Annotated in this window: 14 protein-coding genes; 7 read left to right on the top strand and 7 right to left on the bottom strand. The window is 72.9% G+C overall.

What is annotated here, in order from left to right; all coding sequences use genetic code 11:
* Window positions 1-3: 3 nt before the first annotated feature.
* The 3 genes from Actkin_RS27045 to Actkin_RS27055 all read right to left on the bottom strand — a co-directional run bounded on the left by Actkin_RS27045 (window position 4) and on the right by Actkin_RS27055 (window position 1,868).
* Window positions 4-963 carry a LysR family transcriptional regulator gene (locus tag Actkin_RS27045; protein ID WP_189209896.1) on the bottom strand — a complete coding sequence of 320 codons (960 nt, stop codon included), beginning with the start codon at window positions 961-963 and terminating at the stop codon, window positions 4-6.
* A 64-nt stretch (window positions 964-1,027) separates the two neighbouring features.
* Window positions 1,028-1,321, bottom strand: a complete 294-nt coding sequence (locus Actkin_RS27050; RefSeq protein WP_258904733.1) for a hypothetical protein — start codon at window positions 1,319-1,321, stop codon at window positions 1,028-1,030.
* Window positions 1,322-1,367: 46 nt separating this feature from the next.
* Window positions 1,368-1,868, bottom strand: a complete 501-nt coding sequence (locus tag Actkin_RS27055) for a hypothetical protein (RefSeq protein WP_189209894.1) — start codon at window positions 1,866-1,868, stop codon at window positions 1,368-1,370.
* Window positions 1,869-1,941: 73 nt separating this feature from the next.
* Between Actkin_RS27055 and Actkin_RS27060 the strand changes: the two genes are divergently transcribed.
* Both Actkin_RS27060 and Actkin_RS27065 read left to right on the top strand, forming a co-directional pair.
* Window positions 1,942-2,361 (top strand): SRPBCC family protein, encoded by a 420-nt coding sequence (locus Actkin_RS27060; protein ID WP_258904734.1) that lies wholly within the window; start codon window positions 1,942-1,944, stop codon window positions 2,359-2,361.
* A 66-nt stretch (window positions 2,362-2,427) separates the two neighbouring features.
* Window positions 2,428-2,628, top strand: a complete 201-nt coding sequence (locus Actkin_RS27065; RefSeq protein ID WP_189209892.1) for a DUF5302 domain-containing protein — start codon at window positions 2,428-2,430, stop codon at window positions 2,626-2,628.
* Between the two features lie 51 nt (window positions 2,629-2,679).
* Here Actkin_RS27065 and Actkin_RS27070 read toward each other — a convergent pair whose 3' ends face one another.
* Together Actkin_RS27070 and Actkin_RS27075 are read right to left on the bottom strand one after the other, a co-directional pair.
* A complete protein-coding gene (locus Actkin_RS27070) occupies window positions 2,680-4,047 on the bottom strand; it encodes a WS/DGAT/MGAT family O-acyltransferase (RefSeq protein WP_189209891.1) in 1,368 nt (455 codons plus the stop codon).
* 797 nt (window positions 4,048-4,844) lie between these two features.
* Window positions 4,845-6,257, bottom strand: a complete 1,413-nt coding sequence (locus Actkin_RS27075) for a serine/threonine-protein kinase (RefSeq protein WP_229786708.1) — start codon at window positions 6,255-6,257, stop codon at window positions 4,845-4,847.
* Window positions 6,258-6,481: 224 nt separating this feature from the next.
* On the opposite strand from Actkin_RS27075, the gene Actkin_RS27080 reads away from it, so the two are divergent.
* The 3 genes from Actkin_RS27080 to Actkin_RS27095 all read left to right on the top strand — a co-directional run bounded on the left by Actkin_RS27080 (window position 6,482) and on the right by Actkin_RS27095 (window position 12,069).
* Window positions 6,482-7,201, top strand: coding sequence for an FAD-binding oxidoreductase (locus tag Actkin_RS27080; protein WP_309569084.1), 720 nt, complete (start codon window positions 6,482-6,484; stop codon window positions 7,199-7,201).
* Between the two features lie 91 nt (window positions 7,202-7,292).
* Entirely contained in the window at window positions 7,293-11,375 is a 4,083-nt protein-coding gene (locus tag Actkin_RS27085; RefSeq protein WP_309569085.1) for a LamG-like jellyroll fold domain-containing protein, read from the top strand.
* A gap of 82 nt (window positions 11,376-11,457) precedes the next feature.
* Window positions 11,458-12,069, top strand: a complete 612-nt coding sequence (locus Actkin_RS27095; RefSeq protein WP_189209887.1) for a class I SAM-dependent DNA methyltransferase — start codon at window positions 11,458-11,460, stop codon at window positions 12,067-12,069.
* A gap of 1 nt (window position 12,070) precedes the next feature.
* Here the strand turns inward: Actkin_RS27095 and Actkin_RS32785 are convergent, their stop codons facing one another.
* Window positions 12,071-12,271 carry a hypothetical protein gene (locus Actkin_RS32785; protein WP_396122875.1) on the bottom strand — a complete coding sequence of 67 codons (201 nt, stop codon included), beginning with the start codon at window positions 12,269-12,271 and terminating at the stop codon, window positions 12,071-12,073.
* A gap of 136 nt (window positions 12,272-12,407) precedes the next feature.
* Window positions 12,408-12,974, bottom strand: coding sequence for an RNA polymerase sigma factor ShbA (shbA, locus tag Actkin_RS27100; protein ID WP_258907997.1), 567 nt, complete (start codon window positions 12,972-12,974; stop codon window positions 12,408-12,410).
* A gap of 659 nt (window positions 12,975-13,633) precedes the next feature.
* On the opposite strand from shbA, the gene Actkin_RS27105 reads away from it, so the two are divergent.
* Window positions 13,634-14,596, top strand: coding sequence for a D-2-hydroxyacid dehydrogenase (locus tag Actkin_RS27105; RefSeq protein WP_258904735.1), 963 nt, complete (start codon window positions 13,634-13,636; stop codon window positions 14,594-14,596).
* Window positions 14,597-14,698: 102 nt separating this feature from the next.
* A complete protein-coding gene (locus Actkin_RS27110; protein WP_189210172.1) occupies window positions 14,699-15,994 on the top strand; it encodes an acyl-CoA dehydrogenase family protein in 1,296 nt (431 codons plus the stop codon).
* Window positions 15,995-16,013 lie beyond the last annotated feature (19 nt).

A 16,013-nucleotide genomic window follows, 5' to 3' on the forward strand; every position in this document is an offset into this window, starting at 1 on the left:
GCCTCAGGTGAGCGTAACGCCGTTCTCCGCCCACCACCGGGCGTAACTCGGGTTGCGCACCGTCAGTGCCAGGTACGACTCGGCGATGAGCCTGCGCAGCAGGGCGGGCTCGACCGGCGGGGGCGGCCGCCGCCACGCCAGGTCCACGCGCGCGGTGATGGGGTCCCCGCGCATCGGCCGCACGACCAGGCCGCGCCCCTCCGACGAGGTCGGCTGCGCCATGCTGACGCACTGCCCGGTGATGATGAACTCGCGCGCCGAGCTGGCGTCGCTGATCTCGTGGGTGATCCGCGGCTCGAACCCGGCCTCGCCGCACGCCCAGCGCAGCGCCGCGATGAGGCCCGCGTCGACATGCGGGTCGACGACCCAGTTCTCGTCGGCCAGCGCGGCGAGGTCGACCTCCTCCTCCGCGGCCAGCGGGTGGTCCTCGCACAGCGCGACGAACTTCGGCTCGACCGGCACGACGACCTCGCGCAGCAGCCCGTCGGGCGGGGTCACCTCGAACCCGACCGGCTCCACCACGATCGCCGCGTCCAGCCTGCCCGCCCGCACCCTGGCGAGCAGGTCCGCCGCGCTGGGGTCGCTGTGCACGTGCACGCGCAGCGGCTCGTCGTGCGCCTCCACCAGCCGCGGGACCACGGCCGACGCCAGCGCCCCCGGGTAGCACCCCAGGTGCAGTTCCACCCCGCCCGTCGAGCCCGCCCCGGGCGGTGCGACGCTCTGCAGGCCCGCCATCTCGCTCACCACGGACCGGGCCTTGGACAGCACCGTGCGGCCGAACCCGGTCGGGACGACGCCCGCCCGCCCGCGCTCGAACAGCGGCGCCCCCAGCGCGCGCTCGATGCGCTGCACCTGCGCGGTCAGCGAGGGCTGCGACATCCCGAGCGCGGCGGCGGCCCGGGTGATGCTGCCCTCGTCCGCCACCGCGATCAGGACGCGCAGATGTCGGAACTCCAGTTCCATGCGGCACATGTTATGGACCGGCTCTATGGACCAAGATCCAGCCCGGCTACCGTCCGGTAAGCGGTCACTCGGTGACGATCAGCTTGGCGGTGCCGTCGGTCACCGAGCCCACCTCGACGCGCACGCCGTCGACCAGCGCCGCCTCACCGGGGTTCAGCGTCACGTCGACGCCCGCGCCGGAGATCCGCACCGCGCCGCCCGCGACGACCGCCTTGATCCGCCGGTCCAGCACCTCCAGCGTCGGCGAGCCCGAGACGGTGATCTCGCACCGGTGCTCCGTGCACTTCCCCGCGTCCCGGGCCTCGCCCGCGCAGGACACCGCCAGCGCCAGCACCAGGAACAGCGATCTTCGCGCCATGCGCTGCACATCGCGGCGGCCTGGTCGCTCGTAACACCGTCAAGGACTAGTGGGCCGTTCGGGGGCGGGCCGGTCGGGGGACCCTGGTCAGCGCCCGCACGCGGCGGGTCCTGCCGTGCTCGGCCAGCAGCACCAGCAGGTCGCCGTCGACCACGGCGGCCAGTTTGCGCTGGGCCCAGTCGGACGCGGCGAGCACGGCGGCGGAGTCGACGGGTCTGCCCGCGAACGCGTCGAGCAGCAGCCGCCACTCGGCGAGCCTGCGGCGGATGAAGTCGACGTGCGCGCAGGCGGGCGCGATCCGGTCGGCCCAGGCGTGGAAGTCCACGCTGGACCGGGCGCGCTCATCGATGCGGGCGACCACCGCGGCGATCGCCATCTCCTGGTCGGGGTCGGCCAGGACCAGCCGGAGGAAGGCGGTCTCGTCCCGCGGCACCGCGTCGCGGTACCACTCGAAGCGCAGGTGCTCGTCGGCCGCCAACGCGGCGTGATCGTGCCAGGGGCGCCCCGCCAGCGCCGCCACGGATGCGATGTGGTCGAGCAGGTTCACCGTAAGTCCTCCGCGCAGGGAGGATAGTGGTTGTCCTCCGGAGACGATCATCGCGGTCCCTATGCTGTGGGCCATGGAGTTCACCGCTGACGTCCTGATCGATGCCGATCCGGCCCACGTCTGGTCCGTCTTCACCCGGGTGGCGCAGTGGCCGGACTGGACCAATTCGGTGACCTCGGCGACCCCGCTCGACCCGCCGCCGCTCGGCGTCGGCAAGCGCGTGCGCATCAAGCAGCCGAAACTCCCGACCACGGTGTGGACCCTGACCGAGCTCACCGAGGGCCGGTCCTGGACCTGGGTGGCGACCGGCCCCGGCGTCCGCACGACCGCCGAGCACGTCGTGGAGCCGCACGGCGACGGCACCAGGGTGTCGTTGCGGCTGCGGCAGGAGGGCTGGCTGGGCACGCTCGTCGGCAGGCTGACCGCGGGCCTGACCGACCGGTACCTGGCCATGGAGTGCGAGGGACTCAAGTCACGCGCGGAACAGGGCTAAACGAGTCGACCGATTCCGCCGTCCGTGCCAGGCTGGGGCGACAGCCGCGACTCTCGGGAGGTCCCTATGGCCGACACACCGGAACCCACCGCCGAAACCGAGGTCGACGCCCAGCCCGCCGACGTGCGTGAGCAGTTCAAGGCGGCCCTGGCCCGCAAGAACGCGAAGGCGAGCGAGGGCGAGAAGCACCTCAACACCGGCTCCAAGGTCCACGACGCGCACGGCAAGGTCGGGGGCAAGCGCCAGTTCCGCCGCAAGAGCGGCTGACCGTCGGGCGGGCGGGGCTCGGTCGAGCCGCGCCCGCCGTGACGCGATCGTCTACAGGACCGCCTTCTCCAGGTCGGTCAGCGCCGTGTCGAGGTGGCCCAGCAGCCGTTGCAGGTGGGGGACGCTGCGCCTGCAGCCGGTGAGGCCGAACTCCAGACTGCCCGCGTAGCTGGTGACGGTGATGTTCAGCGCCTGTCCCTCGTAGGGGATCGACAGCGGGTACACGCCGACGAGCTTCGCGCCGTTCCAGTACAGCGGCTGCTTGGGGCCGGGCACGTTCGAGATCAGCAGGTTGAACGACGGCGGGGTCAGCCGCAGCGCGCCCGGCAGCAGCGCGATGGCCAGCGGGGCGAACGGGATCGCGCTGAGCGCGGTGATCTGCAGCTGGCTCATGCCGCGGTAGAAGTCCTTGCCGCGTTGCATGGAGTCCGAGATGGCGACCAGCCGCTCCCCCGCGTCGGCGAGGTCGGTGGCCAGGGTGCACAGGATCAGGCCGATCGCGTTGCCGCCGTCGGCGGTCTCGTCGGCGCGCAGGGAGATCGGCACGGCGGCGACCAGCGGCCGGTCCGGCAGCGCGCCCTGCTCGCCGAGGTACTCGCGCAGCGCGCCCGCGCACATGGCGAGCATGACGTCGTTGACCGTGGCGTCGGCGGCCTCGCCGACCGCGCGCACGCGCTCCAGCGGCCAGCCCTGCGCGGCGAAGCGGCGCGCGCCGGTGATCGGCCCGTTGAGCATCGAGCGCGGCGCCTCGAACGGCAGCGTGGCGGCCTGCTCGGCGAAGGCCTGGTTGAGGTAGCGCACGACGGCCGGGCCCAGCCCGACGACGTCCCGCACGATCCGCGCGGCGTTGGCCAGCCCGGCCAGCGGGTCCGGCTCGGCGCGGCGGCCGGTGGCGTCGGTGCGCGGGGCCGCGGCCCAGGGCGGGCGCATGCCGCGCTCGTCCGGGTCCGTCGAGAGCGCGTCGCGCATCAGGCGCAGCGCGGAGACGCCGTCGAGCAGCGCGTGGTGGACCTTGGTGTAGACGGCGAAGCGCCCGCCCTCCACCCCCTCGATCAGGTGCGACTCCCACAGCGGCCGGTGCCGGTCCAGCAGCGAGCCGTGCAGCCGCGACACCAGCTCCAACAGTTCCCGCACCCGCCCCGGCGACGGCAGCCCGGACAGCCGGACGTGGTACTCCAGGTCCAGCAGGTCGTCATTGGTCCACACCATCTGCCCGACCGAGTTCACCGGCCCGCGCGGCCGACGCCGGAACAGCGGATGGAGGTCCCCGACCTCGATTAACGACTTGTGCACGTCGTTGACGTAGGACGGCTCGGCCCCGGGCGGCAGCTCGAACAACTGCAACCCACCCACATGCAACGGATGCTCCCGCGACTCGCCCAGCAGGAACATCGAGTCGGTCACAGGCATCAACGGCATGGCGTCCACGCTCTCACCGCAGCCCGCCGAACGCAATCGATCAGACGCGCGGGTCGAGTCGATCGAGTGCCGGGGACATCGCAGGACACCGCGGGATCGCCCCCGCGCCCAGGGTCGGGGTCTTCCCGTGGTTCAAGCCCGGCCGCCTTCTCTTCCCTCGAACGGCGGTGCACACCATAGGAAAGAAACGCGACGATGATCATGAACTTCGCTGAAAGCAGGGGGAAATGACCAGTTTTCGATCGATGCTCCAAAGATCGCTGGGGGTAACGGCGACGACCGTCGCGCTCATTGTCACGGCCGCGCCCGCGATGTCGGCGTCACCGACACAGGGAAGTGCTGGATCGTCATCAGCCGCAGCCAATCCGTGCTATCCCGGACTGGACTTCGGTGGCACCAACATCGCGATTCGGTCCGCGAGAAGTGTCACGAATTCCCAGGTCATAGGCAGGGGCAACGACGGGGACTGCTGGACGCAGGTGTTCCAGATCACCGGTGAGCGCCACCTCTGCACGCGTACCGGGACCTATTTCGACCAATGGTCGTACGGCGCCAACCGGCGGACCAGGGTGAACGGCTATGTCAGTTGGTGCTGGCTTACGGTCGAGGGACCTGTGACGGCCGCTGGCGGGAAGTAGGATTCCTGACCCGCCGATCGTGGGTGCGCAGTCATGCACGATTCCGGCAGGCCGGTCGGGATACCTTCCGGCCTGCCGGTGTTGCTTCTCTGCGGCTTCCCGCGCTGTTCAGACGCCGGGCAATCCTCGGCGGGGCAGATTCGTGCGCGGGGGCGCCGTTCAGACGCGCGGGTCCGAATCGATCATGTGCTTGCCCGCTACGTTGACGACCCGGACCGTGAACCGGTCGGACGACTCCTGGTCGTCCTTGGTCAGGATGACGGTGACGGGGACGTTCGCCGAGCCGTCGTCGTTGACGGTGACCTGGTTGGCGTCCTCGGATGCGACATAGTCGTACTGCGCCCAGTACGTGTCGAACTCCGCCTTGCTGCCGAAGTACGCCTGGGCGTTCGGTGTCAGCAGCGCCCAGCGCTGGGCGGCCGGAGTGCTGCTGAGGTAGAAGGCGATCACCGCCTCGCCCGCGGCGGAGAAGTTGGTCACGCGCGCCGCGCCTGCGTTCGGGGTGGAGGGCGGGGTCGTCGACGTCTCGGTCGGTGGGTTGCTGACCGTGACCGTGCGGGTTTCCGTGTTCGGGTTGGCTGTGGTCTTGTCGCCCTGGGTGGTGAGGACCAGGACGACCGAGGCGGCTAGGACGGCGACTGCCGCGGCTGCGCCGATGAGGACGCCGCGGCGGGGCGGGGGCGGCGCGGCCGGGGTGGGGGCCGGGGCGGGTGGGGTGGGCTGGCGGACCGGCGACGCGGGGCGCTGTTGGACCGGGGGCGCCGGGCGGCGGGCCGGGACCGTGCGCTCCAGGAGGGTCGGCGACGGGACCGCCATGGGGGCGGTCGGGGCGGCGAGGGTGGTCGCGGCCTCGTCCATCGTCGGACGTTCGGCCGGGTCCGTGCGCAGCAGGGTCATGAGGGCCGAGGTGAGCTGCCCGCCGTTGCGCGGGGGTTTCACGTCACCGTTGGCCACTGCGTGTAACAGCGCCAGCGGGTTCGGGTTGAGGCCGAACGGCGGGGTGCCCTCCAGCGCGTGGTACAGGGTCGAGCCGAGGGAGAACACGTCCGACGCCGTCGTGGGCTGCTGGCCGCGGGCGAGTTCGGGGGCGAGATAGGCGGGGGTGCCCGCCAGGACGCCGGTGTCGGTGGTGATCGTGTGGTCGCCGGTGGCCTTGGAGATGCCGAAGTCGGTGATCTTCACCGTGCCCTGGTCGTCGAGCAGGATGTTGCCCGGCTTGACGTCGCGGTGGACGATCCCGGCCGCGTGCGCGGCGGCGAGGGCGGCGGCGACCTGCGAGCCGATCGCGGCGACCTGCTCGGGCGGCAGCGTGCCGCGCTCGGCGATCACCGCGGACAGGCTGCGGGCGTTGACGAACTCCATCACCAGGCACGGGTCGCCGTCGTGCTCGGCGACGTCGAGCAGGGCGACGGCGTTGCGGTGGTGCAGGCGCGCGGCGATGCGCGCCTCGCGCATGGCACGCCTGCGCGCCTCCTCGGTCTTGGCCGGGGTGAGGCCGGGGCGGATGATCAGCTGCTTGATCGCGATCACGCGCTCCAGCCGCTCGTCGCGGGCGCGCCAGACCACGCCCATGGCGCCGCTGCCTATGGTCTCCAACAGGCGGTATCTGCCGGCGACCAGCTGACCCGTTTCGATGACCAGGCACCTCTCGTGATAGCGGTTCCCCAGGGCCCGACCTGGCCCTCCCGACATTATCGAACGCGCGTGCCAACGACTAACGAGGGCACTGGCACGGACGTGAAGGCTGGACGCGCACGGCACACTGGGGGTTGTCCGATCACGGGGGGTGTGCCGAGATGACCGCGCTGCGACTGCCGGTGGCCGAGGTGGTGACCGAGACCGCGCAGGCGAGCTCCATCGTCTTCGACGCCGAACTCGACTACCTGCCGGGCCAGTACCTGACTCTACGCGTGCCCAGCGAGCTCACCGGATCGGTGGCGCGCTGCTACTCGCTGTCGAGTTCGCCGCTGCTCGGCGAGCGCCCCCAGGTGACGGTGAAGCGCGCCCCGGACGGCTACGCCTCGAACCTGCTGTGCGACACCGCGTGCGCGGGCGCGGTCATCGAGGCGCTGCCGCCGATGGGCGTGTTCACCCCGAAGTCGCTCGACGCCGACCTGCTGCTGTTCGCGGGCGGCAGCGGCATCACGCCGATCCTGTCGATCGTCAAGTCCGCGCTGCACGCCGGGACCGGGCGGATCACCCTCGTCTACGCCAACCGCGACGCCGAGTCGGTGATCTTCGCCGACGCGCTCGCCGCGCTGGCGGCCGGAAACGCGCGGCTGTCGGTGACGCACTGGCTGGAGAGCGAGCGCGGCCTGCCCTCCGTCGAGCAGTTGGCCGACCTGGCCGCGCCGCACGCCGACGCGGACGCGTTCACCTGCGGGCCCGCGCCGTTCATGGCCGCGGTCACCGACGCGCTCAAGGAGCTGGACTTCCCGCGATCGCGCCGTCACGTGGAGCGGTTCGCCTCCCTGGCGGCGAATCCGTTCGACCGCCTCGATTCCCGGGCAGGCTAGGCCGAACGGCGCACGACGGTAACGCGCGCCCGCGCCCGCGCGAGTCTCCGCTTGTCGCGGCTCGGCGTGTCGAGCCGCCGAGGGGAGAAGAATGCGCCGGTCCCTTGCGGCTCTTGCCGTCCAACTCACCGTGGCGGGCCTGTTACCCGTCGCCGCTGTCACGTTCGCCGCGACGCCCGCGGCGGCCCTGCCAGCCGGATTCACCCAGCAGACCGTGCTCTCCGGGCTGACCCAGCCGATGGCCGTGGAGTTCGGCGCGGACGGGCGGGTGTTCGTGGCCGAGAAGTCGGGCCTGGTCAAGGTCTTCGACGGCCTGTCCGACCCGACCCCGTCGGTGTTCGCCGACCTGCGGACCAACGTCTACAACCAGCACGACCGCGGCCTCATGGGCCTGGCGCTGGCCCCGGACTTCCCCGCCGACCCGTCGGTGTACGTGCTGTACTCCCACGACGCCGCGATCGGCGGGACCGCGCCGCGCTGGGGCGCGCCCGGCGCGAGCAACGACTCCTGCCCCAACCCGCCCGGGGAGACTGGGGACGGCTGCGTGATCTCCGGCAGGCTGTCCGTTCTGGACGCGGCGGGCGCCGAGCGGGTGCTGGTCGAGGACTGGTGCCAGCAGTACCCGAGCCACTCGGTGGGCGAGCTGGCCTTCGGCCCGGACGGCTACCTCTACGCCAGCGCGGGCGACGGCGCCTCGTACGTCTTCGCCGACTACGGCCAGGACGGCAGCCCGCGCAACCCGTGCGGCGACCCGCCGACCGGCGTGGGCGGCACGCAGACGGTGCCCAGCGCCGAGGGCGGGGCGCTGCGCGCGCAGGACGTGCAGACCATGGGCGACCCGATGGGCCTCGACGGCACCATCATCCGCATCGACCCGGCCACCGGCGCGGGCGCGCCCGGCAACCCGATGGCGGGCAGCGCCGACGCCAACGCCCGCCGCGTGGTCGCCGCGGGCCTGCGCAACCCGTTCCGGTTCGACTTCCGCCCGGGCACCGGCGAGCTGTGGCTGGGCGACGTCGGCTGGAGCACCTGGGAGGAGGTCAACCGGCTGGCCAACCCGGCCGACGGCACGGTGGACAACTTCGGGTGGCCCTGCAAGGAGGGCACGGCCGCGCAGTCCGGGTACAACATCGGGCTGACGATGTGCCAGCGGATCAGCACGGGCACGGTGCCGACCGTCAACCCGCACTACGCCTACCGGCACGGCCAGTCGGTCGTCACCGGCGACGGCTGCTCCACCGGCAGCGGCTCCTCGATCTCCGCCGCCGCGTTCTACCGGGGCGGGGCGTACCCGGACACCTACGACGGCGCGTTCTTCTTCGGCGACTACAGCCGCCGCTGCATCTGGACGATGCGCGCGGGCGCGGGCGGCGTGCCGGACCCGGCGACCCGGCAGGTGTTCCAGCAGGAGGTCTTCCCGGTCGACCTGACCGCGGGCCCCAACGGCGACCTGTACTACGTCGACATCGCCTTCGGCGAGGTGCGGCGGTTCCGCTACGGCACGGGCAACCAGGCGCCGATCGCCGCGGTCACCGCCACGCCCGCCCAGGGCGCGGTGCCGCTGACGGTGTCGTTCAGCGCGGCGGGCTCGTCGGACCCCAACGGCGACCCGCTCACCTACGCCTGGGACCTCGACGGCGACGGCGCGTTCGACGACGCGACCGGCGTCACCGCGTCGCGCACCTACACCGCCACCGGCACGTACGACGTGAGCGTCCAGGCGCGTGACCCGGGCGGGCTCACCGACGAAGCGGGCACCCGCGTGCTCGCGGGCTCGCACGCCCCGACCCCGGTGATCAGCACGCCGGACACGGGCTTCACCTGGGCCGTGGGCGACACGATCGCCTTCGCCGGGTCCGCCACCGACGCCGAGGACGGGCCGCTGCCCGCGTCGGCGCTGTCCTGGCGGGCGGTCCTGCACCACTGCGACTCCGGCGGCGGCTGCCACGAGCACGACCTCGTCGGCTTCGACGGCGTGGCCTCGGGCGCCTTCGACGGCCCCGACCACGACTATCCGTCCTATGTGGAGCTACGGCTGACCGCCCGCGACTCCTCCGGGGCCACGGCCACGGTGAGCAGGCGGCTGGACCCGAAGGTCGGCACGGTCGTGATCCGGTCCGACCCGCCGGGGCTGACCGCGACGCTGAGCGACACCAGCGGGCCGACGCCGCTGACCGTGCCCGCGATCGTGGGCTCGCGGATGAGCCTGTCGGTGCCGCAGGACCAGACGCTCGCGGGCGGCTCCTACGCGTTCCGGTCATGGTCGGACGGCGGCGCGCGGGCGCACGACATCATCGTCGGCGCGGGGACCACGACCCTCACCGCCGTCTTCGAGCGCACCGGCTCCGGGGACGACTCGCTGGTCGCCGCCTACGCTTTCGACGAGGGCGCGGGCGGGTCGCTGACCGACCGCAGCGGCCACGGGCACACCGGCACGCTGTCCGGCCCCGCATGGGCGGCGGGCCGCCACGGCGGCGGGCTGTCCTTCGACGGCGTGGACGACTGGGTGACGGTGGCGGACACGGCGGCGCTGGACCTGACCGACCGGATGACGCTGTCGGCGTGGCTGCGGCCCGCGTCGGCCTCCGGCTGGCGGACCGCGGTGATGAAGGAACGGCAGGGCGGGCTGGCGTACGCGCTGTACGGCGCGGGGCTCGACCGGCCGTCGGGATATCTGTCGATCGGCAACGACGTGACCGCGACCGGGCCGTCGGCGCTGCCGGTCGGCTCGTGGTCGCACGTGGCGTTCACCTACGACGGCGCGGCGATGCGGTTGTACGTCAACGGGAATCTGGTGGCGACGGTCGCGCAGACCGGATCGGCGGCGGTGTCGGCTGCGGCGCTGCGGTTGGGTGGCAACTCCGTGTGGGGCGAGTACTTCGCGGGCGTGATGGACGACGTCCGCGTCTACAACCGCGCGCTGTCGGCGGCGGAGATCGCGGCGGACCGGGACACCCCGGTGTCCTCGGACACGACGGCGCCGTCCGCGCCGGGCGCGCCGTCGGCGACCGGCGGGCTGGGCACGGTGGCGCTGTCCTGGACGGAGGCCACCGACGACGTCGGCGTGACCGGCTACGACGTGCACCGGGGCGCGCCCGGGTTCACGGTGTCGCCGTCCACCCGGATCGCCACGGTGACCGGGCTGACGCACACCGACACCGGGCTCGCCGCGGGCACGTACGCCTACCGCGTGGTCGCGCGCGACGGCGGGGGCAACGCGTCCGCGCCGTCGGCGGAGGCCACCGCCGTGGTGTCGGCCGACACGACCGCGCCGTCGGTGGCGGTGACCGGGCCGTCGGGGACGATCTCGGGCCTGGTGTCGGTGACCGCCACCGCGTCGGACTCCGGCAGCGGGGTGGCGGGCGTGCAGTTCCTGCTCAACGGCCAGCCGCTGGGCGGGGAGGACACGTCCGCGCCGTACACGGTCTCGTGGGACACCCGCACGGTGGCGAACGGCGCGTACACGCTGACCGCCCGCGCGCGGGACAACGCCGGCAACTCGGCGGTGTCGGCGGCAGTGTCGGTGACGGTGTCCAACACCGGCCCGGCCCCGGGCGCGCCGGTCGCGTCGTACAACTTCGACGAGGGCGCCGGGAGCGTGCTGGGCGACCGCTCGGGCAACGCCAACCACGGCGCCGTCGCCGGGGCGGCCTGGGTGGCGGGCCGCACGGGCGGCGCGCTGTCGTTCGACGGCGTCGACGACATGGTCACCGTGGCCGACACGCCCGCGCTGCGCGCGACCACGGCGCTGACGGTGTCGGCGTGGGTGCGGCCCACGGGTGGCGCGGACTGGCGGACGGTCGTGATGAAGGAGCGCGCGGGCGGGCTGTCGTACGCGCTGTACTCCGACAACGCGGCGGGCCGTCCGGCAGGCTACGGCCGGGTCGGCGCGGTCGACGTGGCCGTGACCGGCCCGTCGGCGCTGCCCACCGCCACGTGGACGCACCTGGCCATGACCTACGACGGGTCGGCCCTGCGCCTCTACGTCGACGGCGTCCTGGTGTCGACCGAGATCATCGGCGGCTCGCTGGCCACGTCGACCGGCGCCCTGCGCCTGGGCGGCAACGCGGTGTGGGGCGAGTACTTCGTGGGCGCGATGGACGACGTGCGCGTCTACAACCGGACGCTCACGGCCGCGGAGATCGCCGCGGACCGGTCCACCGCGGTGGCGTGAGCACGGCGGGGAGGGACGCCATTCCGGTGTCCCTCCCCGTGTCCACTGGACCGGCGTTGCCCTCCCCGGCATGCTGTGCCGCGTGAGCGACAACCAGGGCCCCGCCTTTGACCTCATCGGCCGCCGCTACGACGAGTCGTTCGTCGAGCGCGACACCCAGATCGCCGAGGTGGCCTGGCTCATCGAGCACCTGCCGCCGGGCGCGCGGGTGCTGGACCTGGGGTGCGGCAGCGGGCTGCCGACCGCCAAGCAGCTCATCGACGCGGGCATGTCCGTCGTCGGCGTCGACGAGTCCCCGGTGATGCTCGACCTGGCCCGCGAGCAGGCCCCCGGGGCCGACTACCGCCTCGGCGACCTGCGCGAGCTGTCCGACCTCGGCGAGTTCGACGCCGCGGTCGCCTTCTTCGCCCTGCTGATGCTGCCCAAGGCCGACATCGAGGCCACGCTGCGCTCCCTGCGCGCCCGCCTGACCGGCCCGGGCCTGCTGCTGATCAGCATGGTCCAGGGCGACTTCGACGCTTTCCCGGTCAACTTCCTCGGCGCCCCCACGACCGTCTCGGCGTACCCCCCAGAGGCCCTGCGCCAGACCGTCGAGGACGCGGGCTTCACCGTCGACCGCCTCCACGCCGTCGAGGCCGTCGCCGAGCCGGGGCGGGTGGAGGTCCAGCTGTACCTGCGCGCGAGCGCGGCCTGAGTCACGCCCCGCCCGAGACCAGTTCCAGCACAGGCCGTCGGTCGACCATCCCGAGCATCTCCCGGACCCGGGGAACGCCCCAGGCGAGTTCCCGGGCGAGTCGGGAAATCGTCAGGCCCGCCTCCGAGGCGAGCGCGTACGCCTCACGCTCTTGGACGGTGCCGCCCGGCGTCGCCTCGCTGTGCAGGACCAGGTGACCCAACTCGTGGGCGGCGCTGAACCGGTGCCGGTAGACGTCGCTGGCCCTGTTCGTCGCAGAACCACGACCGGACGGGGCAGCCGGGCGGTCGAGAACGCGGCGTCGGTCCGCAGATCCCCGTCACGCCGCGGTGACCGCGCTAGAGCCAGTCGGCCGCGGTCAGGGAGCCGCGGAGGCGGGTGAGGGCGCGGTGTTGGGCCACGCGGACCGCCGTGGCGGTGAGGCCGATGGCGACGGCCGTCTCCTGGGCGGACAGGCCGACCACCAGGCGCAGGACGAGGATCTCGCGCTGGCGCGGGGCCAGGCTGTCCAGCAGGGTGCCGAGCCGGGCGCGCATCTCCCCGCGCAGGGTGAGCTGTTCGGGGCCGAGGTTCGCGTCGGGCATCTCGGGCATGTCGGCGACCGGGTCGGAGCGGTCGCGGCCGGAGCGGCGGTAGAAGTCGGCGACCTTGTGGGCGGCGATCCCGTAGACGAACGGCAGGAAGGACTCGCGGTCGTCGGAGTAGCGGGGCAGCGCGCCGAGGATGGCGAGCATGATCTCCTGGGCCACGTCGTCCGCGGAGGAGTACGCCGAGCCCGTGCGGCCGATGCGGGCGCGGCAGTAGCGCACGATGGCCGGGTGGATCCAGGTGAAGAGGGTCTGCCGGGCCGCCTTGTCTCCGCGCATGGACGCCTCGACCAGCTCGTGGAAGGCCGCTGTCTTCAGGCGGGCGAACACGGCGTCGGTGCGTGCCGGTTCCACCGGGTCCGGGCCGGGCGTTGCGCTCACGTGAGCCCCCTGAAGGTCGGCTCGCGCGGGGCGGGCCGGAGTCTGGCTGTCGGCGCACCACGCCGCACCCGTGGACGGTCGGATGCGATGATGGCCTTGACGGAGAGTGATGGTAGCCGGGTGACCCACCCGACACCAGAGGAATCCCCGTGCGGTGATGCCGATGGTTTCGTATTCAACCTCACACCGGACAGGGCCGAACGACCCTAGAGAACACCCTCCGCACACGGTCGACCGATCGGGTCGAAGGGCCCGGAATTCCGCGAAACCACCGAGGATCCGCAGCTCGTCACCATCCAGCTTGATCCATTGTGGACGGCGACCGGCAGGATCGACGGCACCGGTCGAGTGATCGGACGTTACTCGCCGGTCACCTACCCGCCGAACGAGTGACGACCTTCCACGGATGGAGTAACGCAACTCTACGGAGACGGGAGACCGCTAGGATGCGCCAGCCCCCATACCGCCGTTCGGCCGCCCAGCGGGCTCCGTTCGCAGCGCCCCATTGTGCCGCGTTGACAGTGCCGGTTCACCATTCTTAGCGTGGCGGCGCACGCCGCCCGAGCAGCACGCCACCCGAACAGGGGAATCCCCACATGGACAGCAGCGGGCGACCCGTCGTCGTCGTCCTGCACGGAACCGACCGACCGCCCCCGATGACGGGGATCGAGCGCCGCGCCACCGTCCGCTACAGCACCGGGCCCCTCCTCAGCGCCACCCTCCCCGGCGCCGACGTGCTCTTCGTCTGGGACAGCCGCGCGAACGGGCTGTCCGACGCGCTCCCGGCCGCGACCGGCCTGCGCTGGGCGCACGCCGCGGGCGCCTCCGCCCGGCACCTGCCGATCCCCCGGCTGCACGCCGCGGGCGTCACGGTCACCAGCGCCCGCGGCGTGTTCGACGAGCCGATGGCCGAGTACGTGCTGAGCCTGGTCCTCGCCTTCGCCAAGGACCTGCCCGCGACCATGCGCCTGCAGCAGCGCCGGGTGTGGGCGCACCGGGAGACCGAGCGCCTGGCGGGCGCGCACGCGCTGGTCGTCGGGTCCGGCCCGATCGGGCGGGCCATCGGGCGCAAACTGCGGGCCGTCGGGGTGTCCGTGTCGGCGGTGGGCCGCGCCGCCCGGCCCCGGGACCCCGACCTCGGCGACGTCGTCGGGATGGCCGACCTGCGCCGCGCGCTGGCCGGGGCGGACTACGTGATCCTGGCCACCCCGCTCACCCCGGACACCGCCGGGCTGATCGACGAGAACGCGCTGCGCGCGATGAAGCCGACCGCCCGTCTGGTGAACATCAGCCGGGGCGGCCTCGTCGTGCTGCCGGACCTCATCGACGCCCTGGACAAGGGCGAGCTCGCGGGCGCGGCGCTCAACGTCTTCGCCGATGAGCCGCTGCCCAAGTCGTCGCCGCTGTGGGACCTGCCGGACGTCGTCATCTCCCCGCACATGGCCGGGGACGTCAAGGGCTGGCGCGACGAGCTGGTCCGCCTCTTCGCCGACAACCTCGACCGCTACCTCGCGGGCGAGCCGCTGATCAACGTGATCCCGCCGGGCGCCACGGGTTGAGCCCACTTGCTACTCTGGAGTAGGTTACGCCGGAGTCGGAAGCGATCGATCGAGGTGGGAGCACCCATGGCGGGCACCAACCCCAAGCCCAGGCGGGACGCGATGGGCACCGCGCTCGCGGTACTGAACAAGCTGGCGAGCGCCCCTGTGCTCGACCGGTTCAACCTGCGCAAGCCCGTCGAGAAGGGCCTCTACACCGCCACCCGCACCGGCTTCACCGCCGTCGGGGCGGCCACCAGGCAGTTCGCCGCGGCGCAGAAGCTGGCCAAGCCCGCCCGGCTGCCCTCGGCTGGCGAGCGCGGGCTGTTCGACATCACCCCGGACGACGAGCAGAAGATGATCGTCGAGACGGTCTCGGAGTTCGCCGCGGAGCGGCTGCGCCCGGCGGCGGCCGAGGCCGACGCCGACTGCGCGACCCCGGCCGACCTGCTGTCCACCGTCACCGAGCTCGGCGTGACCCTGGTGGGCGTGCCCGAGTCGCTGGGCGGCCTGGGCACCGAGCGCTCCGCGGTCACCGGCGTGCTGGTGGCCGAGGCGATGGCGCACGGCGACATGGGCCTGGCCGTGGCGCTGCTGGCGCCGTCGGCGGTCAGCTCGGCGCTGGTGCTGTGGGGCGACGAGACCCAGCAGGCGACCTACCTGCCCGCGTTCGTCGGCGACGACGTCCCCGCCGCGGCGCTGGCCGTGCAGGAGCCGCGGCCGCTGTTCGACCCGTTCGCGCTCAAGACCAAGGCCTACCGCTCCGGCGGCGGGTTCGTGCTGGAGGGCGTGAAGTCGCTCGTGCCGAGGGCCGCGCAGGCCGAGCTGTTCGTCGTGGCCGCCGACCTCGACGGGCGCGGCCCGGCGCTGTTCATCGTGGAGTCCGACAGCGAGGGCCTGACCGTGGAGTCCGAGCCCGCGATGGGGCTGCGCGCCGCGGGGATGGGCAAACTGCACCTGGACAAGGTGCGGGTCCCGGAGACCGCGCTGCTGGGCGAGGGCAAGTCGGCCGTCTACACCGAGTGCGTGCGGCTCTCCCGGATCGCCTGGTGCGCGCTGTCGTTGGGGACCTCGCAGGCGGTCCTGGACTACGTGATCCCGTACGTCAACGAGCGGGTGGCCTTCGGCGAGCCGGTCAGCCACCGGCAGGGCGTGGCTTTCAAGGTCGCGGACATGGGCATCGAGCTGGAGGGCATGCGGCTGCTCACCTACCGCGCGGCCAGCCGGGCCGAGCAGGGCAAGCCGTACGCCCGCGAGGCGGGCCTGGCGCGGCGGCTGTGCGCGGAGAAGGGCATGCAGATCGGCAACGACGGCGTGCAGCTGTTGGGCGGGCACGGCTTCGTCAAGGAGCACCCGGTGGAGCGCTGGTACCGCGATCTGCGCGCGGTCGGCCTGGTCGAGGGGATCGTCCTCGTCTAGAGGGCGGAAGGGAACAAGC

It is taken from the genome of Actinokineospora sp. UTMC 2448 (assembly GCF_024760565.1).
Classification (GTDB): domain Bacteria; phylum Actinomycetota; class Actinomycetes; order Mycobacteriales; family Pseudonocardiaceae; genus Actinokineospora; species Actinokineospora fastidiosa.

Bases quoted from the DNA above. Each gene is read 5' to 3' on its own strand.
- Actkin_RS27045 (WP_189209896.1), bottom strand. From the start codon at position 963: ATGGAACTGGAGTTCCGACATCTGCGCGTCCTGATCGCGGTGGCGGAC.
- Actkin_RS27050 (WP_258904733.1), bottom strand. From the start codon at position 1,321: ATGGCGCGAAGATCGCTGTTCCTGGTGCTGGCGCTGGCGGTGTCCTGC.
- Actkin_RS27060 (WP_258904734.1), top strand. From the start codon at position 1,942: ATGGAGTTCACCGCTGACGTCCTGATCGATGCCGATCCGGCCCACGTC.
- Actkin_RS27065 (WP_189209892.1), top strand. From the start codon at position 2,428: ATGGCCGACACACCGGAACCCACCGCCGAAACCGAGGTCGACGCCCAG.
- Actkin_RS27070 (WP_189209891.1), bottom strand. From the start codon at position 4,047: ATGCCGTTGATGCCTGTGACCGACTCGATGTTCCTGCTGGGCGAGTCG.
- Actkin_RS27075 (WP_229786708.1), bottom strand. From the start codon at position 6,257: ATGGGCGTGGTCTGGCGCGCCCGCGACGAGCGGCTGGAGCGCGTGATC.
- Actkin_RS27080 (WP_309569084.1), top strand. From the start codon at position 6,482: ATGACCGCGCTGCGACTGCCGGTGGCCGAGGTGGTGACCGAGACCGCG.
- Actkin_RS27085 (WP_309569085.1), top strand. From the start codon at position 7,293: ATGCGCCGGTCCCTTGCGGCTCTTGCCGTCCAACTCACCGTGGCGGGC.
- Actkin_RS27105 (WP_258904735.1), top strand. From the start codon at position 13,634: ATGGACAGCAGCGGGCGACCCGTCGTCGTCGTCCTGCACGGAACCGAC.
- Actkin_RS27110 (WP_189210172.1), top strand. From the start codon at position 14,699: ATGGGCACCGCGCTCGCGGTACTGAACAAGCTGGCGAGCGCCCCTGTG.